Origin of the sequence: Streptomyces sp. NPDC001315 (assembly GCF_042896175.1) — a bacterium.
Lineage (GTDB): Bacteria > Actinomycetota > Actinomycetes > Streptomycetales > Streptomycetaceae > Streptomyces.
In genome coordinates, this window is record NZ_JBIAWZ010000003.1 from 538,984 (window position 1) to 563,727 (window position 24,744).

The window sequence follows — 24,744 nt, forward strand, 5'->3', positions numbered from 1 at the left end:
CGCTTGGGCCCCCGGGAGTTCTGGTGGCCTCAGTCCCGGGGTGCCTGGGCCCTGGGGTGCCTGGGCCCTCTGGTGGCCCGGCGCCGCCTCGGGGGCCGTGCTCGCGCGGTCGGTGGCTGCGTTGTCAGTGGCTCCCCGCACAATGGATCGTGCAACGCGAAACGGATCCCGCGACGCGAACGTGACGAAAGGGCGGCGTGACCCATGACCGTGTGGGACGACCTCGTCGGGCAGGAGAAGGTCAGCGAGCAGCTGGCCGCCGCTGCCCGGGACGCCGACGCCCTGGTCACGGCGGTCGCTGCCGACGCGCCGCTGCCCGAGACGTCGAAGATGACGCACGCCTGGCTGTTCACCGGACCGCCCGGGGCGGGGCGGACGCAGACGGCGCGTGCCTTCGCCGCCGCGTTGCAGTGCGTGAGCCCCGACCGGGCGCTCGGCGGAGTCCCCGGCTGCGGGTTCTGCGACGGCTGTCATACGGCGCTCATCGGCACCCACGCCGACGTCAGCACGGTCGCCGCCGTGGGCGCGGAGATCCTCGTGAAGGACATGCGGGACACGGTCCGCAAGTCGTACACGTCACCGGCCAACGGCCGCTGGCAGGTCATCCTCGTCGAGGACGCCGAGCGGTTGAACGAGAAGTCCGCCAACGCCGTCCTCAAGGCCGTGGAGGAGCCGGCCCCCCGCACGGTCTGGCTGCTCTGCGCACCCTCGCTGGAAGACGTCCTGCCGACCATCCGCTCCCGCTGCCGCCACCTGAACCTGCGGACACCGTCCGTCGACGCCGTCGCCGACATGCTCGTACGCCGTGAGGGCATCGAGCCCGGCGTCGCCGCTGCCGCCGCCCGCGCCACCCAGGGGCACGTCGACCGGGCCAGGCGCCTCGCCTCCGATCCGGCCGCGCGCGAGCGCCGGGCCGCCGTGCTGAAGCTGCCGCTGCGGGTGGAGGACATCGGCGGCTGCCTCAAGGCCGCCCAAGAGCTCGTCGACGCGGCCGCCGAGGACGCCAAGCAGCTCGCCGAGGAGATGGACGGCAAGGAGACCGACGAGCTGAAGGCAGCCATGGGCGCGTCCCAGGGCGGCCGGATGCCGCGCGGCACGGCGGGCGTCATGAAGGACCTGGAGGAGATGCAGAAGCGGCGCCGGACGCGGACGCAGCGCGACAGCCTCGATCTCGCCCTCACCGACCTCACCGGCTTCTACCGCGACGTACTCGCCCTCCAGCTCGGCTCCCGGATCGCCCTCGCCAACGCGGACGCCGAGGACACCCTGGAGCGCCTCGCCCGCGGCACCAGCCCCGAGTCCACCCTCCGCCGTATCGAGGCGATCGCCGCCTGCCGCGACGCCCTCGACCGGAACGTGGCCCCGCTGCTGGCCGTGGAGGCGATGACGATGGCACTGAGATCGGGCTGAAACCGGCCTGGGATCGGGGCTGGGCGCAGCGACGAGTGGTCGCCGCCGGGCCCATCACCGCAGGTTGACGGCGTAACTCATACGAGGCACGTTCCGTACGGAACGCATCCGGGTCGTCGCACAGGGTTAGGATCTCGTGATGTACATCAGGCGCGCCCTCCGTCCGACCAGCCGAAATCCTCAGCACCGCTCCGGAGCCACCGGCACCTACACGATCCGTACCGCCGGCATCTTGCTCGTCGCCGCGGGCCTGCTCGTCTCCGCGTGCTCCTCCGGGGGTGCGACGAGTTCCGGCAGTTCATCGGCGGAGGTGGCGCTGGCCGCGCTGCCCCGTGCCACGCCCGCCGCGCTCTCGCCGTACTACGGGCAGAAGCTGGCCTGGCGTAGCTGCGGTGTCCCCGGCTTCGAGTGCGCCACGATGAAGGCGCCGCTCGACTACGCCAAGCCCACCGCCGGTGACATCCGGCTGGCCGTGGCACGCAAGAAGGCCACAGGGCCGGGCAAGCCCCTGGGGTCGCTGCTGGTGAACCCGGGCGGGCCGGGCGGTTCGGCGATCGGCTACCTCCAGCAGTACGCCGGCATCGGCTACCCCGCCGAGATCCGCGCCCGATACGACATGGTCGCGGTCGACCCGCGGGGCGTGGCCCGCAGCGAGCCCATCGAATGCCTCGACGGGCGGCAGATGGACGCGTTCACGAAGACGGACGTCACGCCCGACGACCAGAAGGAGGTCGACGGACTCGTCGCCGCGTACAAGAAGTTCGCGGAGGGCTGCGGCCGAGACTCCCCGAAGCTGCTCCGCCATGTCTCCACCGTCGAGGCGGCCCGGGACATGGACCTCCTGCGGGCGGTGCTGGGCGACCAGAAGCTGAACTACGTGGGAGCGTCGTACGGGACGCTCCTCGGGGCGACGTACGCAGGCCTGTTCCCCGGGCGGGTGGGCCGGCTCGTCCTGGACGGCGCGCTCGACCCGTCGCTGTCCGCCCGCCAGATCAACCTCGACCAGACGGCGGGCTTCGAGACGGCGTTCCAGTCGTTCGCGAAGGACTGCGTGCGGCAGAGCGACTGCCCGTTCGACGGCAAGGACAAGACGCCCGAGGAGGTCGGCGTCGGCCTCCAGGCGTTCTTCCGGAAGCTCGACGCCCACCCCATCCCCACCGGCGACGCGGACGGCCACAAGCTCACCGAGTCCCTCGCCACCATCGGCGTGATCGCCGCGATGTACGACGAGGGGGCCTGGCAGCAGCTGCGCGAGGCACTGAACTCGGCGATGAAGGAGAACGACGGCGCCGGCCTGCTCGTCCTCTCCGACACCTACTACGAGCGGGACGCCGACGGCCGGTACACGAACCTGATGTTCGCCAACGCGGCCGTGAACTGCCTGGACCTCCCGGCGGCGTTCTCCTCCCCCGACCAGGTACGGAGCGATCTCCCCGCCTTCGATAAGGCCTCCCCGGTCTTCGGTGAGGGCCTCGCCTGGTCCTCCCTGAACTGCGCGTACTGGCCGGTGAAGGCCACGGGTGAGCCGCACCGCATCCAGGCGAAGGGCGCGGCCCCGATCGTCGTGGTCGGCACGACCCGCGACCCGGCGACCCCGTACCGCTGGGCCCAGTCCCTGGCCCACCAGCTCTCCTCGGGCCGCCTCCTCACCTACGTGGGCGACGGACACACCGCCTACGGCCGCGGCAGCGCCTGCATCGACTCCGCCATCGACACCTACCTCCTCCACGGCACCCCTCCGGCCAACGGAAAACGCTGCTCGTAGCCCAGGTCACCGGCCCCGGACGCCCCACTCCGGGGCTGGTACGAAGCACCCCTCGAAACTGTGTAGACTTACCGACGTTGCTGATCGCACCATGGTGCGGACAGCGCGCCGCCTTAGCTCAGATGGCCAGAGCAACGCACTCGTAATGCGTAGGTCTCGGGTTCGAATCCCGAAGGCGGCTCCACGTAGAAGGGCCAGGTCAGACCTCTGACCGGGCCCTTTCTCATTTCCTTGATCGGCTCGTGGTCTAGCCCACTGCCCTCTGAGGCGTGTACGAGGGCCAGATGGGGCCAAGATGGGGCCCGCGCGGGCCCGAGTGGGGCCTTAGTGGTCGGCTCCGAGCCGGTGTTGTGTCTGGCGTCTACTCGGCTGAGCTCAGGGCCGCTGCCGGAACGGGGCGAGCGTGGCGCGCACGAGATCGGCGGCGCCCCAGTCGGGGTCGAACTGGGCGATCACGGCCAGGTGCTGGCGTAGCTGGAGAATCGGCATGCGTTCGCGCCAGTCGCGGTCGAGCCCGGTCAGCTCGGCGTACAGCTCGAAGAACACGTGCGCCTCGGGCGGCGGCGCCGTCGTCCACAGGTGGGCCAGGTCGACCTCGGCCCACGTGTACGACACGGCCGGGTCGATCAGCGCGGGCCGCCCGTCGGGGGTCGCCATGACGTTCAGCGCCCACAGGTCGCCATGCGTCAGGCACGCGGGCCTGACCGGCAGCAGCTCGGGCAGCCGGTCGCACAGCCGCTCCAGCGCCGCCCGGTCCGCCGCGTCGAGCGCCTCCTGGACGCGACGCTCGCCGAGCCAGCGCAGCAGACGATGCTGGGCGAAGAACTCGAACCCGTCGTCGTCCCAGGTGTTGACCTGGCGACGACGGCCCAGCCAGTTGTCCCGGTGCCACCCGAATCGGGGGTGCCGCGTGCTGGTGTGCAGGTCGGCGAGCGCATGCGCGAGCTGCTCCCAGAAGGCCTCGGTGCCCGGCCGGGGCCGCAGCACGGACAGCACGAGCAAGTCGCGGCCCGCGAGGATGATCTCAGGCGTGGCGACGCCGCCCGCCTCGCGCAGCACGGTGAGCCCTTCGGCCTCCGCGGCGAAGGCGTCGTCCGACGGCGGCTCGCCGAACGCCTTGACGAACACCGACGTGCCGTCACCGCAGCGCGCGAGCCCGGCGGTCGCGGCGAAACCTCCAGTGGCCGGCTCGGCCGCGACGACATCGGTCAGGCCGGCCGCATGCAGGCGTTCGAGCAGAAAGGACATCGCGTCTGTCACGGGTGTGCTCCTCTTGTTGAGTGCCGGCGCTCTCGAGGGCCGCCGTGACGGCGGGGAATTCCTCGAGTGCTGCTGTGAGGTCCTCGACGATCTCGCGGGCGGTGACCTCGGGCGCGGGCAGGTTGTCGAGGTCCTCGAGGGACTGGGCGCGCAGCCACGTGATGTCGAGGTTGGCCTTGTCGCGGGTGACAAGCTCGTCGTAGTCGAGATCAACGATGCTGGATCCGGGCTCAGATGCCGGGGGCGGTGAGGTAGAGGCCGCAGGCGCAGTCCAGGGCTTCTCGGCTCCGAGCCTTCGAAGGCCGCTACAACGCCACAGCACGGCCGTTCCAGTGGAAGTTCACCACCTCCGACCTGGATGATCTGCTGGCCAGGTTCGACCGGCACACTGCCGATCACCAGCAAGAATTCTCCGTCTAACTGGCGGCTTGATCAACCCCCGAAGGATTTCCGGACGCACCCACTTAGGGCCCGTCAGGCCACCCGCCTGCGCTGCCTCTTCGCCCGCTTCACGGCCTGCTTCTTCGCCTGCTCGGGCAGCGGCGTCGGGCAGGACCGTCTGGTAGGTGTCGGTCGTCATCCGCATGGAGGCGTGCCCGAGCATCGCTTGCAGCGCGCGGGCCGCGCTGGAGGAGGCCCGTGCGGGCCTGGCTGCTGAGGCCGATGAGGTACGCGCCCGGATCACCGAACTGGAGAAATCCCGGGCCGAGTTGGCCGAGCCGTACGAGGGGCGCCAGCTGTCACGGGCTGCTTTCGGTGCTGCTGACCGGCGCATCGGGGACAGCCTGAAGAAGGAGCGGGCCCGGCTGCGGTTCCTGGAGCAGGTCGTGGATGTGCCGATCGGCGGGGTCGAAGACCTGGCCCGTTGGTGGGAGCACGCGCCGCACAGCTCCAAGCGGAGCTTGGCCGTTCTGCTGGTGGAGAAGGTGCATGTGCACCCCGCGCGGGCGCGCGGAGTGCGGGATGTGGATGACCGGGTCACGCTGGAGTGGCGCACCGAAGTGGTCCGCAGGGCGTCTTAGTCCGGCACGTCGAGGTTGGGTGACTTCGCCCACCAGTAGATCAGCTCGTTCAGGGTTCCCACGCCGACCTTCTTGCGGAGCTGGCTGAGCTGTTCGTTGATCCATGCGGGGCCAACGCCGAGGTTTTTCGCGGCCTGAGCCTGTGTGCGGCCTAAGCACAGTTCGCGCAGAATCGCCCGCTGCAGGGGCGTGGTCGACAGGCCCTTGTCCTCGCCACGCGACCCGCTGAACCATGTGATCGAGGCTGAGCAGTCGGGCCGGCGCTCCTTGAGTGCCAGTGAGGCTGTGGAGGCGTTGCGCGCCTTGGCCGTGGCGGTCGACGGGGAATCACAGGAGCAGCCGTCCGGCCCTCCGGTGGTACTGCAGCAGGCCAGTTGAAACCACATCCGAGAGGGGCGGGCATCTCGGTGCCCGCCCCTATGCGTGCCCTCTGGCGCGTAAATTGCAGCAGCTCAGCATGGGTGTGGGCAGGGTCTGGCCGCCGTGGGTGGTGGCCCCGTCAACGAGCCGACAAATCCCAAACACGACAGTCCAGGACGTCAGCCACGGGGCGAGTCAGGCCCATCTGCAGAACGATCAGTCACGTGATCACTGTCAGAGGAGCTTCTGCGGGGCCTGGTACTGGTCGACGGGCGCGAGGTTGCACGCCGCTTTGGGGCCGCCGAGAGCGTGCCCGCCGATGCCCTCGCCTTCCGGCAGCGGCACCGCGCAGCGGAGGTCGGCGTTGACGAGCGGGGCGCCGTAGGTGTTCAGGAGGCCGCCCGCCTCGCCGACGATGTCGGTATCCGCCGAAGCGGGCGCGGCGACGGCCAGCGTGGCGGCGGCGGCGAAAGCCGCGCTGGCCAGAATCTTCTTGATCACGAAGTGCTCCTGTTCGGTGGAGATGAGGGGTGGAAACACCTCACGATGCACGCGGCCTCCACGACCCCAAAAGTCAAGGCGGCTAACCGGGTACGGATACGCCCCGTTCAGGCCAGCGAACCTGGGCAAGTTGCGCTACCCATGCGTCCTTCGGCGCGGCGCGGGCGAGCTGACCAGCATCACAGAGGCATCGGTTTCGGCCGGGTCGGACACTCCGGCATCCCGAACCGGCATCAGCCCAGGTCGGAACGGACAGACGCACCCCAACGCGCGCCACGGCATATTCCACGCCCCGGCGCGCACCGAAGGTGCGCTGGATCGCTGACCTGCAAGAAACTCCTCCCGGAAAATCCGGCCCAAGATCATCAATGCCGCTGGAACAAGAGGAGGCGCCGGCGCCTACCGCGACGCCTTCGGCCTGTGCACCGGCTGCGGCCACAGAGGCCGCGCCGAACGCCGTTGCGCCCCCGACGACCCCGACCGCTCCCGCGAATCCCAGGGGCCCCGTACGCCCAACCCTGGAAGTGGGTTCCCTGCCCGCACGAGTGCGGCTACGTCGGCCAGCCGGAGATCCGCCCGAGCCTCCTGTACGGGCTGATCCCGCAGATCAGCCGCTCCGTCACGCCGGCCGGTATCGAGGACGCCCCCTGACCCTGCCGGGAGGAAGACACCCATGCCCTTCATCCCGCCAGGCGACGACGGACGTGCATTCGGATACATGGATGAGCAGCCAGCACGCATCGACCCCACCACAGACCGCACCGCGGCCGCGCTCATCCTTCAATGCGCCCCGAACCAGGTCGGCTACTGCGCGCGGAGGAGGAACAGTGGCTCGGGGAGATCGAGGGCATCGACCTGACCTTGATGTTCCTCCGGACCAGCAAGCCGACGCCATCCGCTCACGACGACGAACCACTGTCGACCTTGAGTTTCCGCGCCCTCGCGGCTGAGAGGCTGTCCTCATGATGGACAAAAGAGGCGGGGTTGAAGGCCAGGCGGTTCACCCAGGCAAGTACGCACGAGTCGAGCGGGAGAGGCGGTTCCTGCTGGCCGAGCCGCCGGCACCGTCGGCGGTGACCGTCAGCCGCGTCATCAACGACCGGTATCTGACAGGAACCCGCTTGCGACTGCGTCGGGCCGACTTCTCGGGCGGCCGTTGTGAGCTCAAGCTCACCCAGAAAGTCCCCATCTCTCAGCCTGGCGCTGTCCAGGGCTTGATCACGAATACGTACTTGTCGCCAGCCGAGTACGACGTGATCGCCTCACTGCCGGCCGCCCTGCTGGCGAAGACCCGCTTCAGCGTTCCCCCCTTGGGTGTCGACGTCTTCGACGGCCACTTGCAGGGCCTGGTACTCGCAGAAGCCGAGTTCACTACAGATGACGAGGCACAGTCCTTCGTTCCCCCGGCCTGGTGCGTCGCAGAGGTCACCGACGACACTCGCTTCACGGGAGGACACCTCGTCCAGGCATCCCGCCACGAGATGCTCGGATGGCTGGCCGAATACGGACTCCGCCCGGAAGCCCCCTAGCAGCTCGCCCGCCTCGCCACCCGAAATCTCCTCGCCGCCCGTGCGGGTGAAGTGCAGAGAAGCCAGGGCCTGACGGTGCGCTACGGGTCCAACGCCCAGGTCAATTGTCCGCACTGCCAAGCGACCAAGCGCGTGCCCGGCGCCTCGTCTCGGCCGCACTGAGCACCCGGGGCTTAGCCGAGTTGGACGATGCGGGCACTCTGATCGTCTCTGAGCTGGTGGGCAACGCGGTCCGCCACACCCCGTGCCGGCGCATCCGGGTATCCGTCCGGCGCGTCACGAACGAACTCGTACGGATCGGTGTCACTGACACATCCCACGCCCTGCCGAAGATGGATCTGGTCGACGGCGGCAATGAGACGGGACGCGGCTTGGTACTGGTCGACGCGCTGTCTCACCGCTGGGGCTACGACGAAATGCGCTGGGGCAAAACCGTCTCACCGTCCGCACTCTGCGCCTGACACCCAGCGACCTCGTGCGGCTCCGCACGGAAACCGACCTTGCGCCGGCTGATATGCGCAACGAAGTCATGCGCGCCGAGGCCACGTGGTGCGAGCTGCTCGCGGATTGGCAGGATCGTCGAGTGCCCAGGCACCGGGCGCTCACCAGCCCTGGTTCTCTGTGGTCGGACGGAGACGCCTACGTCCTCTCGGACCCGGCATCAGGCCACGAATTCTTTTGCCAAGAAAGTCCGGTAGATCAGCTTTCGCGATACTTCCATCAGGTAAGTGATGGCCCGGACCTCGATCTCGGTGAGTTCGGGGTGCCAGATGTCGAACAGCAGCACCGCTCGACCTTCGTCACTGTCGTTCCACACCTCGTGTTCGAAGGAGTCGTCGAAGACGAATGCCTTGCCGCTCGCCCACTCCCTCGTCTCATCACCGACTCGGATCCGGGCGCCCTTCGGGGTCACCAGGCCCAGGTGGCATCGAAGATGAGCGTTGGTGAAGCCTGTGTGCGCCGCGATGTGCGTGCCAGGGTCCAGGACCGAGAAGTACGTCATGCCGCAGCCCAACGCGCCGGATATCGGTTCGAGCACCTTCACGGTTTTCGGGCAGGCATCGAGGTTCCTGGGGTAGGACTTGGCTGAGTGGTAGAGATAGTGCGCCGACCACCGGCCTTCGTCGGCGAGTTCGGTCGGATTGGCGACAATCCGTTTGCCGACCAGGCCGCCCAGGCTCTCGAACTCCGCTGTGATGTCCTCCGTGGCTGCTTCTACATGCGACAGCCACGGGAAGAGCTTGTTGTCCCACCAGGCGGCCTCGGACAGGCCCGGGATGAAGAGGTTCGGTTCCTGGCCACCGCTCATGTGCTCGCTCACCCTGCCCTGGAGAACGATGTCCAAGCCGTTGAGCACCCGCTCCAGCGACGCACGGTCGACTCCCTGCTCGTCGATCCATCGCTCCAGATAGGCCGGGCTCTCGGCAAGCCACGGTTGCATGTGTACCTCCAGGCGTCGTTGATCGCGGATGTGGTCAGAAGGCCAGTGGCCAAGGTCAGTTGGTGGTGAGCATCGCGCTGAGGCTCTCCAGCGCACTTGCTCGCGTCCGCTCACGCGCCGGGCTCTTCGACACGAAACCAGTGAGCGTGCGGCGCAGCGTGTCACCTGCGGTGTGGTCCACCCGACCGATGGTGTGGACGGTGTCCGACTTCACCATCACCAGCCGGTTCGGCTTCGGCACGATCGCAACGGGGCTGGTCGTGCTGCGCTCGATGCGTGCCTCCATCCGCAGCACCAGGTCGCTCTCGGCGGCCTCGTCCTCCGTCACCGGCTGGGGATCCTCATCGATCAGTTTCAGCTCACCACCCCAAGAGGGGCGCCACCGATCGTGGAGAAAGAGAATGAACTCGCCCTGTCGGCCCAGTCCGGCATCGTTGTGCCAGCCGAGTCGGCTGCCCACCGGGTACTTCCAGAAGGCGAACGTGATCCTGTCCCATTCGGTGCCTGCCTCACCGTAGAAGCGGGCGTACGCACGAACAGCCCGGGCCAATTCCTCGTACACCTTTGGTTGTTCGAGGGCGCCCGGTGTGCCGAGATCCGGACCGAAGCGGGTGCCTCGGGAGCGGAATGCCGGCCCGTCCTCGGCCGAGATGACGCTCTCCCGCAGGGTGAACGCCGTGCGTTCCATGAGGTCCTGGGCGGCGGCGAAGTCCGGCGCGCTCAGGAAGTCGTCGATGACGATGTAGCGACGTCCGTGCTGTGTTTCGTGCACGTTCCCCACCTCCGGGATCAATGGGTCCGATTCGAAGCCCCGGACCGAGTTGTCCGGGCCGCCAGGACTGCTTCTCCCCAGCCCGCTACACACCGCTGCTCAGGAGCGAGCAGCACCTGGTCAGGGATCTCCGCGCCTATCGTGTCCTCCAGTCGGGTCGCGAGGGCGATCCAGTCGAGGGAGCTCAGGCCGAGCAGCGAGAGATCACGAGTTCGCAGCTCGGCGTCTTCGACCAGTTCCTCCGCCTTTGGGGCAGCGATCCCCCGATCGGCCATGGCCCCCACGACCAGCCGTGCGACCAGCAGTTCACAAGCTCGGAGCTGTGCCGGGTCTGTCATCTGCCCGCTTTCCGTATCGTCTCGATCAATGCGCCCCGATCTCGCTTGCCCAACGGGGTCAGTGGGAACTGCTCACAGACGACCACCCGCGGAACAGGCACGTCGGCCGGGGACCGGGCCAGGGATGCGAGCAGGTTGTCTTCGGAGGCGTCGCCCTCGACCACGGCGTAGAAGTCTTCGGTCTCGGGGCTGTCGCTGCGGGGCATGATCAGCAGGAACACATCCGTCACTCCTGGCACGGAGCGCAGGATTTGCTCGGTTACGTCGGCACGGATGAATCTGCCGTTCAGCCGGAGCGGTCCGCGAGCTCGCTCCTCGAAGTGCACGCAGCCATCGGCGCCGTGCCGGACGATATCGCCGGTATGCCATTGTCGCAGGGGCGCGTATTCGTCACCGAAATAGCCCTCCACCGGTGCGGACAATCGCAGGATCAGTTCTCCACGCTCGCCCGGTGACGGCGCGACGATGTCGACCCCCGGTACCGGTCGGCCCATTCCCCGGTCTCCGAAGAAGGTGCCCCCAGTTTCGGTGGAGCCGTACCCGCGTAGCAGCGGTACTCCGAACCGCTTCCTGAACGCCTCGTCGAGATCGTCTGGCACCGGGCCTGCACCTGCCATCGCGGCACGCGGGCTGGACTCGCCCTGACGCCGGGTCTCGACCAACAACCGGGCCACAGGTGGGGTGACGGCCAGAACCGACACGGTTCCGGAGTCGGCCTTACGCGCCAGAGTGCTCGCCCGGACGAAGGGCGCCACGTCGACGTCGCATCCGCTGAGGAGCGCGCTCATAGTGACGCCCCAGCCGAAGGAATGCACGAGCGGCACCGGGATCGCTACGCGGTCGCCGGGGACCAGTCCCAGACCCATTCGGTAGCCTTCCGCGTCCTGCAGCACGCTGGCCACACCGCGGCGGGCAACTTTGGGAGTGCCGGTGCTGCCCGAACTCAGGTGGAGCACCGCTGAGGTGTCCAGCCGGATGGCCCTGTTCCCAGGGCTGGCCGGGAGCACGGACAGGGTCTCTGTGACCTGGCAGGCATCGAGACAGGTCTGGACGGCCTCGTTGTCTTGACAGTGCTTCTGGAACGGTACGGGCAGGGGCACCGCGTCCAGCTGCCAGGTCGCCATGGCGGCCATCACCAGATCGCGGCCTTGCAAGCCCCTGAGCACCACGATGTTGCCGGGCTGCACGCCGGCCTGTTCCAAGCGGTCGCAGAGCAAGTGGAAAGAGGATCCAGCGGCGTTGATGCGCTCGCCGTCGACATGGACTCCGTGCGCCAAAATGCGTGTCACCAGATCTTGACGCCCCTGCGGAATCACCGTACCGCCTCCGGCTCCTGCGCTTCCGTCGGACCAAGGCGGGAGGCCATCACTCGGTCGATGGTGAGGATGGGCAGGACCGTCGCCACGCTGCCGATCACGCCGACCCACAGCGTCTCGGTGACGCCGATCGCCGAGCCGAGCCAGCCCGCCACCAGCGCCGCCAGCGGCATGCTGCCCCAGACGACGAAGCGGATCGAGGCGTTCATTCGGCCCAGGAGGTTCCTGGGGCAGAGCGTCTGCCGGAGGCTGACCTGGGTCACGTTGAAGAGCAGTGCGCCAACCGTCATGCCGAACTCGCCGAGCAACAAGACCGCTCCCGCAAGAACCTTGCTGTGCGGGGCAACGACGGCCGCCACGGGGTTGGCGACGGTGAAGAACGCTGCCGTGAGCAGGCCGCAGGACATCACCGCGCCTGCGCTGAAGCGTTGCCGGGCCTTGGGGGCGAGCAGTGCCCCCAGTACGCCTCCTGCGGCACCACAGGTCATGACGAGTCCCAGCATGAACGAGTCGAAACCGATGGTGCGCATGACGAGGACAGGCACCAGGGTGGACACCACGGTGGCGAAGAAGTTGGACACCCCCATGGAGACCGCCAGCCGCCGGATGACGGGCTGGTCCCGGACGAACCGCAGGCCCTCCCCGATGTCAGCCAGCAGGTGGGACTTGGCCCCGGCGGCCGGAGCGGGCTTCTGCTCAGCGTCCTTGGTCACGCTGAGGGAGAGGAAGCTGACGAGATAGGTGAAAGCGTCCACGAGCATGACGACGGGCGCGCTGACGACCCGCATGAGCAGGCCGGCCAGAGCCGGGCCACCGAGGGTCGACACCTGGGCTGTTGCCTCAAGGCGTGCGTTGGCGGCGCCGATGTCCTCCTCGGGTACCAGGACCGGCACGTACGACTGGTAGGCGACGTCGAAGAAGACGCTCACCACGCCCACGAGGACAGCGACGACGTAGAGCACCTCTATCCGCAGGTCACCTGTCAGCCAAAGCAGCGGGACCGCGAGGATGGTGATGCAACGTGTGAGAGCCGCCCACATCATCGTCTTGCGCTTGAGCAGCCGGTCCACCCATGCGCCCGCGGGAAGGCCGATGAGGAGATAACAGACGGTGGAAGCCGCTCCGAGTACTCCGACCTGCCGTGTGTTGGCGTCGAGGAGTTCGACGGCAGTCACGGACAGACCGAGGGTGCCGATCCGGGTCCCGAACTGCGAGAGCGTCTGCCCGAACCAGAAGCGTCCGAAGTTTGTGGATGCCACGGAGTAGGTGCTCACGACACTCGCTTTCGGCCGCCCGCCCCCACGGGGACATCGCTGCTCGCGTCGGGATCCAGGAACACCGAACCACGCAGGCGCAAGCCCGAGGCCCTGGTCAAATCCTCGACGTGTCGTTTTCTCACCACGTAGCGGTCCTTGCCGTAGATCAGGTAGCGGTGCTGGTCGCTGTCGCCGGTGAAGTTCACCGTCATGACGTTGGCGCCGGCCTCCAGCCCCCGGGACTGCCCACCGGCAGAAGTCTTCTCCAGGGCGCTCACGGACGGGATCAGCATCTGAGGCCGGTGAAGCCGCAGGACGGCGATCGTGTTGAGCGCGAGCTCGTTGGATCCGGCGGGCTCCAGCTGCAGGGGCGTATTCGGTGCCGGTACGAAGGGAGCCACACTGCACATGTGCGCCCCGAGCGACTGAGCCAACTCGATGTCGTCGACGATGCTCTCCAAGGACTGCCCCGGCAAACTGGAGATCAGGCCAGTACCTACCCGGTAGCCGAGGTCCAGCAGATCCCTGAAGCAACGAAGGCGCTCGTCCAGTGACTCGTGGCGGATCGCCTTGTGCAGGTCAGGGTCGCTGGTCTCGTGCTTGAGGATGTAGCTCGTGGCCCCCAGGTCGCGCAGGCGCTCGTACTGGCTCCGACGCAAGTTGCCGAGATTCAGGAGGATCTCGACACGGCCGTCGAACAACTCGCGGATGCGCGGGATGGCGTCCTCCATGGTAGCGAGATTGCGAGGCGTCTCGCCGCCTTGGAGGAGGACGATGTCGATTCCGGCTTCCCGGATGTCGCGGGCACGCTCCACGATGTCGTCGCTGCTCATGAAGTAGCGGTCGTTCTCCGGCGTGTTGTCTCGACGCATCGGACAGTAGTCGCAGTTCACCCGGCACACGTTGGTGATCTCGATGACGCCGCGCAAGATCACGGTCGGCCCGAAGTACTCCTCTCTGAGCCGGCGGGCCTCGGCGAAGAGCTCTTCCTGAGCCGGCCCCGTGGCAGTGAGGTACGACCGTATTTCAGATCGAGTCAGCATCGTGATACCTCATTTGATTGTTCAGTTCGGTCGGCTCGTTGACGGAGAGTTGCGGCACGTCGAGGTGGACCACCTGTTCGGCGACGAGTCCTGAGTCTGCGGTTTCTTGAAAGGTGCGGTGGACGGTCGCCAGGTCGGGTTCGAAGGGAATCGCCGACACCGTGCCGTTGATGGTCACCGTGATCGTGTGACCGGGAGAGATCCGGTCGCCGCACAGATGGAGCGTGACTCGCTGAGCGCCGCTCGCCTCTATCTCGATCCGGTCCGGAACGGTCCACCGGGCGTGGATCTCGCCGCTTCGTTGCGACACGATGCCGCCGAGGGCCACCCAGTGGGCCCGGCCATGGGCGTCCTCATCGGCCCGGTGGTGGATTTCAAGAGGCTGATTCCCACGTCTCGCCCGGCCCAGCCACTGCTCGATCCTCCGGAACAGCGGGCTGTCCTCCGTAAGTCCAAGTGTGTCCAGGCCATGCGCGCCATCCGGGACCTCGACATACTGCACGTCTCGATGTCCGAGGCCCCGCAGGGTGTGGACGGACTCACGGTCGAACTCCGCCGGAATACGTGTGTCCTTGCCGCCGTGTACGACGAAGAGGGGAAGCGGAAGAGTGTTGGGCAGCAGGGCCCTTGTCCGTGCGTCCGGCCCGAACGACTCCCAGATGGAGAGGGCTCCATTGAACGGGACGGCAGCGGCGAAGGAGGGCCAGAACCGCATGCCCAGATTCCAGGTGGCCAATCCGCCCATGGAAACGCCGGTGAGAACACAGCGATTCGGGTCAGCGTCGAGCGTGGTCCGGGCCCAACGGAGGGCGGCGAGCGGGAAGTCCTGGCCAGCCAGGTCCCAGCGAGGCATGCTGAATCGACTGCCGAAGATGCCGGCCAGGTCAAGGTTGTGTGACGCCTGCGCCGGCTGCTGCGCGGTCGGGGCAAGGACGGCCATCGACAACCTGTCCCCGAGAGCGGTGAAGTAGGGCAGCACCTGCTCCCCACTGCCGCCCGCCCCGTGCAGGACGATCAGAGCCCCGAGCCGCCGACCGGGGTGGTACGGCGGTACGTGCACCGCCATGTCGGTGCGTCGGCCGTGCTCGTCCGACAGCTCCACCGTGCCCGACCACTCACGCCACTCGCATCCATCGGAGTGGCCCAGCAGCTTCCGCAGCTGGGCCGCGTCGATGCCGTGGCGACTGAGTTCGGCGTGTGCCTTCTCCGAGTCGGGGTGCAGGGACAGGGACCGTGCTTCACTCGGCATCATGCGCGGACCTGCCTCCTTCCATCGCGAACTGTGCCCTGGTGAGCGGCCCCGAAGTCCACACGCCCGAGTCGGACGGGCGTCCGGCTGAGGCGGCGGGCCTTCACCGAGGCCAGGAAGAACGCGGCCGACAAATCCGCAGCGGGAACCGGGAACTCCAGGTAGCGCGCCCCCTTGGACCGGGCCACAGGAGCCACTGCCGAGAGCACGAGGCCGAGGTCTGAGATCGAGCGCGGTGGAAAGCCGCTCAGTACCAGGCGGTGACGGTCGTGAACCCAATGCACGGTCGTGGGCGAGTCATCGGTCAGTAGATCGGCCACCAGCGGAGTCGACGCCGCCGACTCCGGCAGGTCCACTGTGATCGGACCACAGCTGTGGGCGGAAGCTGCGGCGTTCGGAGCATCGTCCGGTACCCGTACCTCGAATCGATGTACCAGAGGACCAGTTGAACGCAGCCGCAGCATGCGGGCCAGCGCGGCCTCGGGCTTGTGCGGCTCGACCCAAGCAGCCAGTCCGGCATACCCGCCATGACGAGCGGCGTCACGCAGCGCGAACGCCAGCTCCAGCGCGGCACCGCTCCCGCGCAGCGGCTCGTTGACGAACACGCCCTTGAGGAGAAGGTAGTTCCCCCACTTCATACTGCGGTGAACAGCGCCCAGACCACCGTTCGGCAAGTCGAGCCCCATCCAGAGATAGTCGCCTCCACCCGCGAGTTCCCGGGTCAGGGTCGGTTCGTCCAGCTCTTCGAGCTCGACGAACCGGAGGACGCCGTCGACGTCCTCCGGTGTCAGCCGGCGCACCTGGCCGGTCTTTGTGAGCCGCTGCGTGCCGTCGGGGGCAGTCATGCGAGCGGAAGCTCTCGACTCAGTGCCAGGTAAGGGAATTCCGTGGGCGCAGGCTCTCGCGAGTCCGCCGGGAGCGGCACCTTGGCCATGCGCTTGCTGGAGCTCCGCGCCGCCATGAAATTGAAGAGAACGCTAGGAGGCATGAAACGATTCTCAAGATCCCGGATGATCCACGAGAACGTGTCGGAGTGGAACGGGTAGAACGTCGGGGCAAGCAGATCTTCGTCGGGTATTCCGAGCTGCCTGGCCATGCCGGTCTGGGGCAGGACACGGTAGCCGACATGCATGACCAGTTCACCGTCCTCCAACATGGAATTGATGTACTGGATGCTGTTCCGCACGCTCTCCTCGTCCTCTCCGGGACCACCGAAGACGACGTTCACGCGCGCAGGTATCCCGTGTTTCCTGCACCGTTCGAGACAGCGGTCCACATGCCGAGTGTCGAACGTCTTCCCGAGGAGCTTCATGACTCGATTGTCGAGGCTGTCGGGAGAAATTACGACGAATTCGACTCCGCTCCCGGCGAGCAATGCGGCGAATTCATCATCGAACGGTTTTGGAGTGAAATATGCCGACCAGGTCAGGCCGGGCAGAGCCAGCTCCGTGATGAGCTCGACGACTTCTTTGGCATAGCGGAGTTCACTGTTGAAGATTCCGTCGGTGAAGAAGACCCGTCGAATGCCGGCGGCATGGATCGCCCGGAGTTCCGACGCGATGAGGTCCAGCGGCTTCAGGTCGCCACTGTTATCGCCGTTGAGATACGCGTACGGGCAATAGACGCACCCCTGGTAACAGGTCTTCCGGCGCGTTTCCACTCCGATCATCGCGCCCTCGAACCGGGTGTAGACCTCCATGAGCGACTTAGGGTGCCGGAGTACCTCCGTCAAGAAGCCCTCGTATCGGCGGCCCGTGATGTTCTTGCCCAGCCCGCGGTAATCCTCGGGTGCGGCAAGGATGTCGAGCATGGCCTGTTCGCCGGGACCGATGACACCTACGTCGAATCCGAGCAGGGCCCGTAGTTGATCGGCGAACAGGGTGTATCCCGGACCTCCGCCGACCAGGAGGGGGCGAGGACCGCCGGCGTCATCGAGAGCTGCACGCACTCTGCCGAGGAAGTGCATGTAATGCTCGACATGGCCGTCGCAGGAGATGTCGATCGGGTCGATGTTGCGAATGGTGAATCCGATGACGTCCCAGGACTCAGTGGCCCAGGCCAGGTCATCCACGGCTCCGGGATCCTGGACGAAATCAATCAGACGAGTCTGATGGCCTGACAGGTCGAGAGCGTCTTGAACGCACCGCAGACCGATCGGAAAGATCGGTTCGTTGCCAGGCATGGGGAGACTGGCCAGATTGACCAATGCGACGCGGGCCATCTCGGTCCTCTCTGGAAGGCGCTGCACTACGACGAACACACGAACAGCGGGGGCAGGCCCCGGGCAAGGCAACCTGCCCCCTCCGTCCGTGGATTGTTCACCCGGCGCGCAAGGAATGGCGTGGACACCGCTGTGCGATGTGTCGACCCCTGCGCGCCGTGGTTCGAATCAGGCGCAGGAGGGCGCCGACATCATGTGCAGGAAGTCGGAGTCGACGAGGTCGAACAGCGCCTCACAGAGCTTGTCGAAACGCTCCGGGTCGATCGCCATGAGGACCTGGACGGCCTCCTTCTCCATCATCATGTCCGACGCTTCGAGGGCCTCGCGGGGGTTGTTGGCCAGGTGCGTCGCGAAGTCCTCGTCGTGGCTGAGGCGCCCGATGAGCGCCTCCATCGTGAGGGCCGCCTTGTTGGCGTCCGAGATCTGCTCGGCGGAGTACTCGACTACTTGCTGTGACATTTGTCCTCCTCTTCCCCCGTGCATCGGGGGACAGGCAGCAACGGCGGAAAGCGAGCCGCATAAGAGCCGGCCTCGGGTGATCGAACGCCGCGAGCTGAACCGTTTACGTTCATTGGCTGACCACCCGTGATCGAGCTCAGCTTGCGACTTCGTAAATCCTTGTTGATCGAGTGACGGATGTCATCGGCGCCCCGCCTGTTTGGCTCAAAAGGACCGAGCAGGGCAGCAATGTTTAAAATCCCGGGTGATACTCTGTTGCAGGCAGGGGGCTGGTCGACCGGATGTGATTGGCAGCGCGGTGATTCATGCAGGGGCCAACTGATGGCGTGATCTCAACGTCTTTCCGGCTACGATTGTCTCGCGTGGATTCCCTTTTCGGCCGGTTCACTAAATGTGCATCGAGCGCCCTGGTTTGATCCCTAAGTTCAATTCTGAAACTGATTTGAAATGGAACCTTTACTCTCAATTGGTGGACGTGGAGTCGGGCCAGTCGCGTCGATCGCGACGAGGAGATCGGTGACCGCCTCGTGCGGCACAAGGTGTGGCGGGAGGTCGGCCACATCCGGCCGAGGCCGGAGAGAGTGTCGCCGATCTGCTCGGCGAGCTCGCCGTCATCACCGGCGAGGTGGCGGGGTGACCCGGTGCACTGTCAGGGCAGGGACGGGTTCCGGATCGAGGACGATCCCGACCACATATCGGACGCACCGCCTGACTGGACGCGAGCGGTCGTCATCGGGGCGCCCTGACGCCGCCGGATCACTCCGGATGGCATTCCCAACAGCCCGGTGAACAGTGAAGGTTGAGGTTTCCTGCCAGGTCCACAAACCCGCTCGCTCCCCTGTCGGGGCAGCCGTTAGAGTCGGATGCGTTGCGTGATGTTCACAGCAACCGTACAAAAAGAGCGCGGCCGGCCTCCGGACACCCGGGGCAGTGTGGCCGCGCCATTCCCGTGGGGGGAATCCAGCAGTGAGAACACGCTCTTTGGTGTCGGCGGCCGTGTCCGCCGCACTGGGCGCCGCGCTCCTCGCCGCGCCGGCGCTGGCGTACGCGGCCGACGGCGGCACGCCCGGGCAGGACCCGGCGGCCACCGCGAGCACGAACCCGACGGCCGATCCGACGCCGACGGACACACCCACCAGCGCCCCGTCCGGCACTCCTTCGGACACCCCGACCCCGTCCGACCCGCCCATCGGCGAACCGTCGGACACCCCGAACCCCGCCGATCAGACCCCGTCCGACCCACCCTCCGGCGACCCGACGCCCGCCCCGAGCAGCAGCGCGCCTGCCGACGGCACCGGCTCCCCGGTGTTCGGCAACGTCGGCTCCGACCCTTCCGACGCCGGCTTCCTGACAGTCGCCGTCTCCTCCGATTCGGCGGTCACCGAGGTGTCCGCCGACCTGACCGAGCTGCGCGACGCGGACCCGGCGACCGTCGCAGTCACCGGCTTCACGCTCGTCTCCGGCACACCGCAGGACGGCGTCTGGCGCTCGCCGCGCATGTCGCAACTGCCCTCGTACGGCCGCTACGACGTGACGGTCAGCGCCCAGGACAGCGACGGCGACAGTGCCTCGTCGGCGCACGCCACCACTGTGGACGTCGAGCCGAAGCCGGTCTTCGCCGACCGCAGCATCAGCCCCGCCGTGCTGGACGTGGAGCACACGCATGTCACGCTCAGCGGCCGCATCTCGCTCTTCGACCCGATCACCGGCGACACCTCGCCGTTGGCCGGCAAACCGCTGAGCGTGGTGGCCGAGCACGCCTACAGCGCCGTCACCGCCGCCGACGGCAGCTACGCGATCGACGTGGCACCAAGGTTGAACGGCGAGAATGCCACGTCCGTGCCGGTCTCCCTCTCCTTCTGGATCGCCAACCCCGACGGCACGAACACCTATGTGCTCGTCGACACCAAGAGCCTGCCGGTCGTGGTCAGCCCGAGCCGGATTCGGCTGGACCACTCCAGCGTGCAGATCAAGTTCGGCGCCAAGGCGTCCTCGTCCGGTGTGGTGGAGTACCTGTACGACGGCACCTGGCGCCCGGCCAAGGGCGTCGCACTCGACATGGGTTACTACGCCACGGCGACCAGCGGTGTCGGCGGGCGCTTCACGCTCACCGACCCGTACATCCCGTACGACGACGGCACGTACACGGTCGAGACCAGCCGCGACAGCTACCTGGCCGACCCGTATCTGACGCCCTCGCACACGCAGTTCAAGGTCGATGTCATCAACCGGACGAACATCTGCTTCTGCTCGAGCTGGATTGACGAGTACTCCGACCTGCACATCCAGGGCAGCATGAACGGCAGCAACGGCAAGGTGCCGCCGAACCGGAAGCTGTACCTCCAGCAGTCGGCCGACGGCAAGACCGGCTGGAAGTCGCTCGGCTGGTTCACCACGAAGTCCGACGGCACCTTCGACCTCGACGCGTACGTGTCGGTGCCGAAGGGCTACTGGCGGCTGTACTCGGCGGGGTCGTCGGACTACCAGTCCGGCTACTCCAACTCCGTACACTTCAACCGCACTGCCACCCGGATCACCGGCTTCAACGCCGGTCCTGAGCCGGTGCGCAAGGGTCACACCGTGACCACCACCGGCACCTTGCAGCGGCTGAGCGGCACGAAGTGGGTGGCGTTCGGAAAGCAGCGCATCTACATCCTCTTCCAGGCCAAGGGCAAGAAGTCCTGGACGGGACTGGGCTCCGTCAAGGCCGACTCGCACGGCCACTTCACCGCCCACTTCACCGCGAAACAGGACGGCACCTGGGTCGCGGTCTACCTCGCGTCCGGCTCCTACGTGGACGCCGAGAGCTATCACGACTACGTGGACGTGCGCTGAGCAGCCCTTGGTCACGACCACCACGAAGGACGCCCCGGGACCTCCGGGGCGTCCTTCACCCTTGGAACCACCGAGTGGAGGTCACGGTCTCACCGTGACCTCCCTGTGGACGGTCTCCCGTCAGCCCCAGGTGTCGACGATCGCGCGGATCACCTGGCGGTGGCCGGCGTCGTCGAAGATATGGCCGCCGGGGACCGGGTCGATGTCGAAGCGGGCGGTGGTCTCGGTGCGCCAGCCGGTCATCTGCTCGGGTGTGGCCTCGGGGTCGTGGGTGCCGGCGAACGCGTGGATCGGGATGTCCAGCGGGGTCCGGGGGCGGAACGTGTGGGTGCTGACCACGGAGAGGTCGGCGGCCAGGGTGGGGAGCAGGCCCGCCACGAGTTCGGGGTGTTCCAGGACCTCGTCGGGGGTGCCGCCCATGGTCCGCAGGAACTCGATCAGGCTCTCGTCCCGGCCGTCCCAGTCCCGCCGGCCGTCGGCGAGGGAGGGCGGGCTGCTGCTCGCCACGAACAGCTGACGCGGCATGGGCATTCCGCGCTCCCGCAGGGCATGGGCGAGGGCCCATGCCACGCGGGAGCCCATGCTGACGCCGTAGAGGGCGAACGGCTTGTCGAGGAGGGGTTTGACCACCTCGATCAAGTCGTCGATCAGCGGGTCCATCCGGTCGTACGGCGTCTCCCGGAAGCGGTCCGTGCGGCCGGGGAGCTGGACGGCGACCGGTTCGATGAACCAGGGCAGCAGGCGTGGCCACTGCCGGAACACGGACGCGTTGCCACCGGCGTAGTGGAAGCACAGCAGACGCATCTCGGCGGGGCCGGTGCGGCCGAACCGTTTGAACCAGCGGGGGTCGATGTCCATCGTCAGCGCGCTCCGAGACCGGTGGTGAGCAGGCGGAGCAGCTCCTGGGGCGCTTCCATCAGGCGGTGGTGGCGTCCTTCGAGCAGCACGGAGGTCGTCTCCCCGCACTTGGGCCACCCGCCCATCGTGTCGTACGGGATGATGTCGTCCTCGGTCCAGCCGACGACGGTGATCGGGCAGGACAGGGGGTACGGGTCGGGCATCACATAGCGGCGGTACGTGTCCACGTCCGCGCGCAGGACCTCGACGTAGAGCTCGATCAGATCGGGGTTCGGGGTGCCGCCCTGTTCGGTGACCAGCTGCTCCAGCTCGGCGGCGAATCCGGCGTCGTCCATGGTGAGGAAGCGGCCGGCCGGGCCGTCCTGGGGGGCGACCTGCGAGGAGACGTAGAGCCGGGCCGGGGCGGGCAGGCCGGTGCGGATCAGCTCGGCGGACACCTCGTAGGCGGCGAGGGCGGAGCTGCAGTGGCCGAAGAAGGCGAACGGGACGTCCAGGTACGGCTCCAGGGCCGGGATCATGGCCGCGGCCAGCTCCTGGTACGTCTGGGGGACGGGTTCCGCGAAGCGGGTCTCGCGGCCGGGGAGTTCCACGGGCAGGAACTCCACGCCGTCCTGTTCGCGCGGCCACTGGCGGTACATGCTCGCGCCGCTCCCCGAGTAGGGGATGCAGAAGACCCGGCCGGCCGCCGCGGCCGACGGCGGGCGGGGCAGCCACTTGTTGCGGCCGGTCGGGCGGTGTGCCATCGGGGGTGCTCCTGGGGCTCGGGAACTAGAGAGGTGCGGTCTCGCGCAGGGCCTCGGCGAGACCGGCGACGGTCGGGCGGGTGTAGAGCGTCCGGGCCGGGATGTCGACGCCGAACTCCTCGCGCAGCACCGCGAGGAGATCCGTCGCCATCAGGGAGTGTCCGCCCAGCTCGAAGAAGTTGTCCTCGGCGCCGACCGCCTCGATGTCGAGCGCGTCGCTCCACAGTGCCGCGAGGCGGCGCTCCAGGTCGTCGGCGGGTTCGACGTAGTCGTTCCACACGTTGCGGGGGACCTTCGCGGCGGGCAGTGTGGAGCGGTCCACCTTGCCGTTGCCGTTCAGCGGGATGTCGGGCAGGACCGTGATCGTCCAGGGGACGAGGTGGCCGGGCAGGGTCTCCGCGAGCTTCTCGCGCAGGGCCGCTCCGAAGGCGGGCCAGCGGGACTTGTCCATCGTGCCGACCGCGACATAGGCGATCAGCCGGGCGTCGCCGTCGTCGTCCGCGTGGGCGAGCGCGGCGGCCTGTTCCACGCCGGGCTGCCTCAGCAGCTCCATCTCCACGGTGCCGGGCTCCACCCGGAAGCCGCGGATCTTCACCTGCCGGTCGGCCCGGCCGAGGAAGTCCAGCGAACCGTCCGGCAGTTGGCGGGCGATGTCCCCGGTCCGGTACATGCGGCTGCCGGGCTCGGTCCCGTACGGGTCGGCGACGAACTTCTCCGCGGTGGCCGCGGGCTGGTGCAGATAGCCGGTGGCGAGGCCCTCGCCGCCGGTCCACAGTTCGCCGAACTCGCCCGGGGTGACCGGACGCATGCCGTCGTCGAGGATCGCGACGGTGGTGCCGTCGAGCGGCTTCCCGATCGGGACGCGGGAGGCGGGGCTGCTGGTGCGGGACGTCCAGCAGGTGGTGAAGGTGGTGTTCTCCGTGGGCCCGTAACCATTGGTGAACGTCAGGTGCGGGTGCGCGTCCAGGAGCTGCCGCACGTGGTCGGGGAAGACGACGTCCCCGCCCGCCAGGACGTGCCGCAGGGTGCCGAAGCCGTCCAGGTGGTGGGCGACGAGCTTGTGGAACAGGCCCGACGTCAGCCACAGCACGGTGACGGCCTCGGAGCGGACCGTCTTCATGATCTCGGCCAGGTCGGCGTGGCCGGGCGGGGCGACGGCGAGGCGGCAGCCCCGTACCAGTGGCATCCAGATCTCGAACGTGGACAGGTCGAAGCCGACCCGGGTCAGCTGGAGGAAGACGTCGTCCTCGCGGCAGTCGATCCACCACGGGTCATGGACGAGGCGGTGGATGCCCCGGTGCGGGACGACGACGCCCTTGGGGCTGCCGGTGGAGCCCGAGGTGTAGCAGACGTAGGCGGGGGTGTCCGGGTTGGTCTCCACGGCCAGGGGTGCCGTCGGCGGCTCGTGGTCGTCGTCCAGGCACACCACGTGCGCGACACCGGGCACCTTGTGGCGGGTGGTGTCGTCGACCACGGCGAAGCGCGCCGCCGAGTCGCCCAGGATGCGCACGCGTTGCCCGTCCGGCTCGGCCGGGTCGAGGTAGAGGTAGGCGCCACCCGCCTTGAGGATGCCGAGGAGGACGACGACGAGGTCGGCCGACCGGTCCATCACCACGGCGACGACGCTTCCGCCACCGACCCCGGCGGACCGCAGCCGATGGGCCAACCTGTCTGCGGCCGAGTCCAGTTGACGGTACGTCAAGGTGTGGCTGCCGTAGCTGACCGCCGTCACGTCCGGTGTTCGCGCGGCCTGCTCCGCCACCAGTACGTGGACACAGCGGGGTGTCTGATCGCTGACCGTCACTGATTACCTGCCCCTGGTGCCGCCGTCGCGCGGTCAGCGCGACACGGCGGGCGCGGCGGTGTCCTGCCGTGCGCTGCGCGGGCGGAGATCGGTCCAGTTCGCGTCGATGTATTCCAGACACGCCTGACGGGTGTCGTCGCCGTGTACGACGTGCCAGCCGGCCGGAACGGTGAGCCTGACGGGCCACAACGAGTACTGGTCCTCGTCATTGACAAGCACCGAAAATGTTCCGTCGGGATCGTCGAACGGGTTCATGGCGCCGACTCCTTGGCCTGGCAAATGGAATGCAGTGCGTCGTGCTGAACTGCCGCGAGAAGTAAAACCGCTGTTCTCGGGGTGAAAGTACCCGTGGCGACTCGGGTCGTGGTGTCACATGAAAGGACGACATGCGGGCGCTGGCCCTCCTGACCGAGGGTGAGGGAGCCTGGCAGCATGCTGATACCCCATGGTCACCAGGCTGCTGTCACCTCTTTGTGTGACATCGCTTGAATGCGTGGGTAATTCGCTCGCGCAGAGCTCTCGCGCGGAGCTGTCGAAATTCGGCTTCAGCGTTCCCACCACA

At 67.6% G+C, this 24,744-nt stretch carries 23 protein-coding genes and 1 tRNA gene; 7 read left to right on the top strand and 17 right to left on the bottom strand.

The window, feature by feature from the left end; genetic code table 11:
• Positions 1 to 204: 204 nt before the first annotated feature.
• The 3 genes from ACFY16_RS12895 (at position 205) to ACFY16_RS12905 (ending at position 3,359) form a co-directional block, all read left to right on the top strand.
• A complete protein-coding gene (locus ACFY16_RS12895) occupies positions 205 to 1,410 on the top strand; it encodes a DNA polymerase III subunit delta' (RefSeq protein ID WP_390647114.1) in 1,206 nt (401 codons plus the stop codon).
• 139 nt (positions 1,411 to 1,549) lie between these two features.
• Positions 1,550 to 3,175: an alpha/beta hydrolase gene (locus tag ACFY16_RS12900; protein WP_390647115.1), complete on the top strand. Its 1,626-nt coding sequence runs from the start codon at positions 1,550 to 1,552 to the stop codon at positions 3,173 to 3,175.
• A 107-nt stretch (positions 3,176 to 3,282) separates the two neighbouring features.
• A tRNA-Thr gene (locus tag ACFY16_RS12905) sits at positions 3,283 to 3,359 on the top strand.
• A gap of 191 nt (positions 3,360 to 3,550) precedes the next feature.
• Here the strand turns inward: ACFY16_RS12905 and ACFY16_RS12910 are convergent.
• Positions 3,551 to 4,435: a fructosamine kinase family protein gene (locus ACFY16_RS12910; protein WP_390647116.1), complete on the bottom strand. Its 885-nt coding sequence runs from the start codon at positions 4,433 to 4,435 to the stop codon at positions 3,551 to 3,553.
• Between the two features lie 566 nt (positions 4,436 to 5,001).
• Here ACFY16_RS12910 and ACFY16_RS12915 point away from each other — a divergent pair.
• On the top strand, positions 5,002 to 5,457 hold the full coding sequence (locus tag ACFY16_RS12915; RefSeq protein WP_390647117.1) for a hypothetical protein: 456 nt from the start codon (positions 5,002 to 5,004) through the stop codon (positions 5,455 to 5,457).
• Here ACFY16_RS12915 and ACFY16_RS12920 read toward each other — a convergent pair.
• Both ACFY16_RS12920 and ACFY16_RS12925 read right to left on the bottom strand, forming a co-directional pair.
• Positions 5,454 to 5,843: a helix-turn-helix transcriptional regulator gene (locus ACFY16_RS12920; protein WP_390647118.1), complete on the bottom strand. Its 390-nt coding sequence runs from the start codon at positions 5,841 to 5,843 to the stop codon at positions 5,454 to 5,456. The two genes, ACFY16_RS12915 and ACFY16_RS12920, sit on opposite strands and share 4 nt — an antisense overlap.
• Positions 5,844 to 6,051: 208 nt before the next feature.
• Positions 6,052 to 6,318 carry a hypothetical protein gene (locus ACFY16_RS12925; protein WP_390647119.1) on the bottom strand — a complete coding sequence of 89 codons (267 nt, stop codon included), beginning with the start codon at positions 6,316 to 6,318 and terminating at the stop codon, positions 6,052 to 6,054.
• A 1,232-nt stretch (positions 6,319 to 7,550) separates the two neighbouring features.
• On the opposite strand from ACFY16_RS12925, the gene ACFY16_RS12930 reads away from it, so the two are divergent.
• On the top strand, positions 7,551 to 7,847 hold the full coding sequence (locus ACFY16_RS12930) for a hypothetical protein (protein WP_390647120.1): 297 nt from the start codon (positions 7,551 to 7,553) through the stop codon (positions 7,845 to 7,847).
• Positions 7,848 to 7,951: 104 nt separating this feature from the next.
• Positions 7,952 to 8,308 (top strand): ATP-binding protein, encoded by a 357-nt coding sequence (locus ACFY16_RS12935; RefSeq protein WP_390647121.1) that lies wholly within the window; start codon positions 7,952 to 7,954, stop codon positions 8,306 to 8,308.
• Between the two features lie 200 nt (positions 8,309 to 8,508).
• Here ACFY16_RS12935 and ACFY16_RS12940 read toward each other — a convergent pair whose 3' ends face one another.
• The 10 genes from ACFY16_RS12940 to ACFY16_RS12985 all read right to left on the bottom strand — a co-directional run bounded on the left by ACFY16_RS12940 (position 8,509) and on the right by ACFY16_RS12985 (position 17,942).
• Positions 8,509 to 9,288, bottom strand: a complete 780-nt coding sequence (locus ACFY16_RS12940; protein ID WP_390647122.1) for an aspartyl/asparaginyl beta-hydroxylase domain-containing protein — start codon at positions 9,286 to 9,288, stop codon at positions 8,509 to 8,511.
• Positions 9,289 to 9,343: 55 nt separating this feature from the next.
• The gene (locus tag ACFY16_RS12945) at positions 9,344 to 10,060 is read right to left on the bottom strand and encodes a 2OG-Fe(II) oxygenase (protein ID WP_390647123.1); all 717 of its coding nucleotides are present in this window, start codon (positions 10,058 to 10,060) and stop codon (positions 9,344 to 9,346) included.
• Positions 10,061 to 10,077: 17 nt separating this feature from the next.
• Positions 10,078 to 10,398: a phosphopantetheine-binding protein gene (locus ACFY16_RS12950; RefSeq protein WP_390647124.1), complete on the bottom strand. Its 321-nt coding sequence runs from the start codon at positions 10,396 to 10,398 to the stop codon at positions 10,078 to 10,080.
• Positions 10,395 to 11,714, bottom strand: coding sequence for a class I adenylate-forming enzyme family protein (locus ACFY16_RS12955; RefSeq protein WP_390647125.1), 1,320 nt, complete (start codon positions 11,712 to 11,714; stop codon positions 10,395 to 10,397). The genes ACFY16_RS12950 and ACFY16_RS12955 overlap by 4 nt, the downstream gene beginning before the upstream one ends.
• Entirely contained in the window at positions 11,711 to 12,973 is a 1,263-nt protein-coding gene (locus ACFY16_RS12960) for an MFS transporter (RefSeq protein ID WP_390647126.1), read from the bottom strand. Before ACFY16_RS12960 ends, ACFY16_RS12955 begins: the two co-directional genes overlap by 4 nt.
• A gap of 11 nt (positions 12,974 to 12,984) precedes the next feature.
• Positions 12,985 to 14,013, bottom strand: coding sequence for a radical SAM protein (locus ACFY16_RS12965; protein ID WP_390647127.1), 1,029 nt, complete (start codon positions 14,011 to 14,013; stop codon positions 12,985 to 12,987).
• Positions 13,997 to 15,115 (bottom strand): dienelactone hydrolase family protein, encoded by a 1,119-nt coding sequence (locus ACFY16_RS12970; protein WP_390647128.1) that lies wholly within the window; start codon positions 15,113 to 15,115, stop codon positions 13,997 to 13,999. Before ACFY16_RS12970 ends, ACFY16_RS12965 begins: the two co-directional genes overlap by 17 nt.
• Before the next feature lie 146 nt (positions 15,116 to 15,261).
• The gene (locus ACFY16_RS12975; protein WP_390647129.1) at positions 15,262 to 16,107 is read right to left on the bottom strand and encodes a hypothetical protein; all 846 of its coding nucleotides are present in this window, start codon (positions 16,105 to 16,107) and stop codon (positions 15,262 to 15,264) included.
• Positions 16,104 to 17,483 carry a B12-binding domain-containing radical SAM protein gene (locus ACFY16_RS12980; RefSeq protein WP_390647130.1) on the bottom strand — a complete coding sequence of 460 codons (1,380 nt, stop codon included), beginning with the start codon at positions 17,481 to 17,483 and terminating at the stop codon, positions 16,104 to 16,106. Before ACFY16_RS12980 ends, ACFY16_RS12975 begins: the two co-directional genes overlap by 4 nt.
• A gap of 168 nt (positions 17,484 to 17,651) precedes the next feature.
• Complete coding sequence (locus ACFY16_RS12985) at positions 17,652 to 17,942, bottom strand: Os1348 family NHLP clan protein (protein ID WP_390647131.1); 291 nt, start codon at positions 17,940 to 17,942, stop codon at positions 17,652 to 17,654.
• A 996-nt stretch (positions 17,943 to 18,938) separates the two neighbouring features.
• Between ACFY16_RS12985 and ACFY16_RS12990 the strand changes: the two genes are divergently transcribed.
• Positions 18,939 to 20,777, top strand: a complete 1,839-nt coding sequence (locus ACFY16_RS12990; RefSeq protein ID WP_390647132.1) for a hypothetical protein — start codon at positions 18,939 to 18,941, stop codon at positions 20,775 to 20,777.
• Between the two features lie 120 nt (positions 20,778 to 20,897).
• On the opposite strand, the gene ACFY16_RS12995 is transcribed toward ACFY16_RS12990, so the two are convergent.
• The 4 genes from ACFY16_RS12995 to ACFY16_RS13010 are packed head-to-tail and all read right to left on the bottom strand — an operon-like array spanning position 20,898 to position 24,437.
• Positions 20,898 to 21,635, bottom strand: a complete 738-nt coding sequence (locus tag ACFY16_RS12995; protein ID WP_390647133.1) for a thioesterase II family protein — start codon at positions 21,633 to 21,635, stop codon at positions 20,898 to 20,900.
• Positions 21,636 to 21,637: 2 nt separating this feature from the next.
• Positions 21,638 to 22,378: a thioesterase II family protein gene (locus ACFY16_RS13000; RefSeq protein WP_390647134.1), complete on the bottom strand. Its 741-nt coding sequence runs from the start codon at positions 22,376 to 22,378 to the stop codon at positions 21,638 to 21,640.
• Between the two features lie 25 nt (positions 22,379 to 22,403).
• A complete protein-coding gene (locus ACFY16_RS13005; protein WP_390647135.1) occupies positions 22,404 to 24,182 on the bottom strand; it encodes an amino acid adenylation domain-containing protein in 1,779 nt (592 codons plus the stop codon).
• Positions 24,183 to 24,215: 33 nt separating this feature from the next.
• Positions 24,216 to 24,437: an MbtH family protein gene (locus ACFY16_RS13010; protein ID WP_390647136.1), complete on the bottom strand. Its 222-nt coding sequence runs from the start codon at positions 24,435 to 24,437 to the stop codon at positions 24,216 to 24,218.
• Between the last annotated feature and the right edge of the window lie 307 nt (positions 24,438 to 24,744).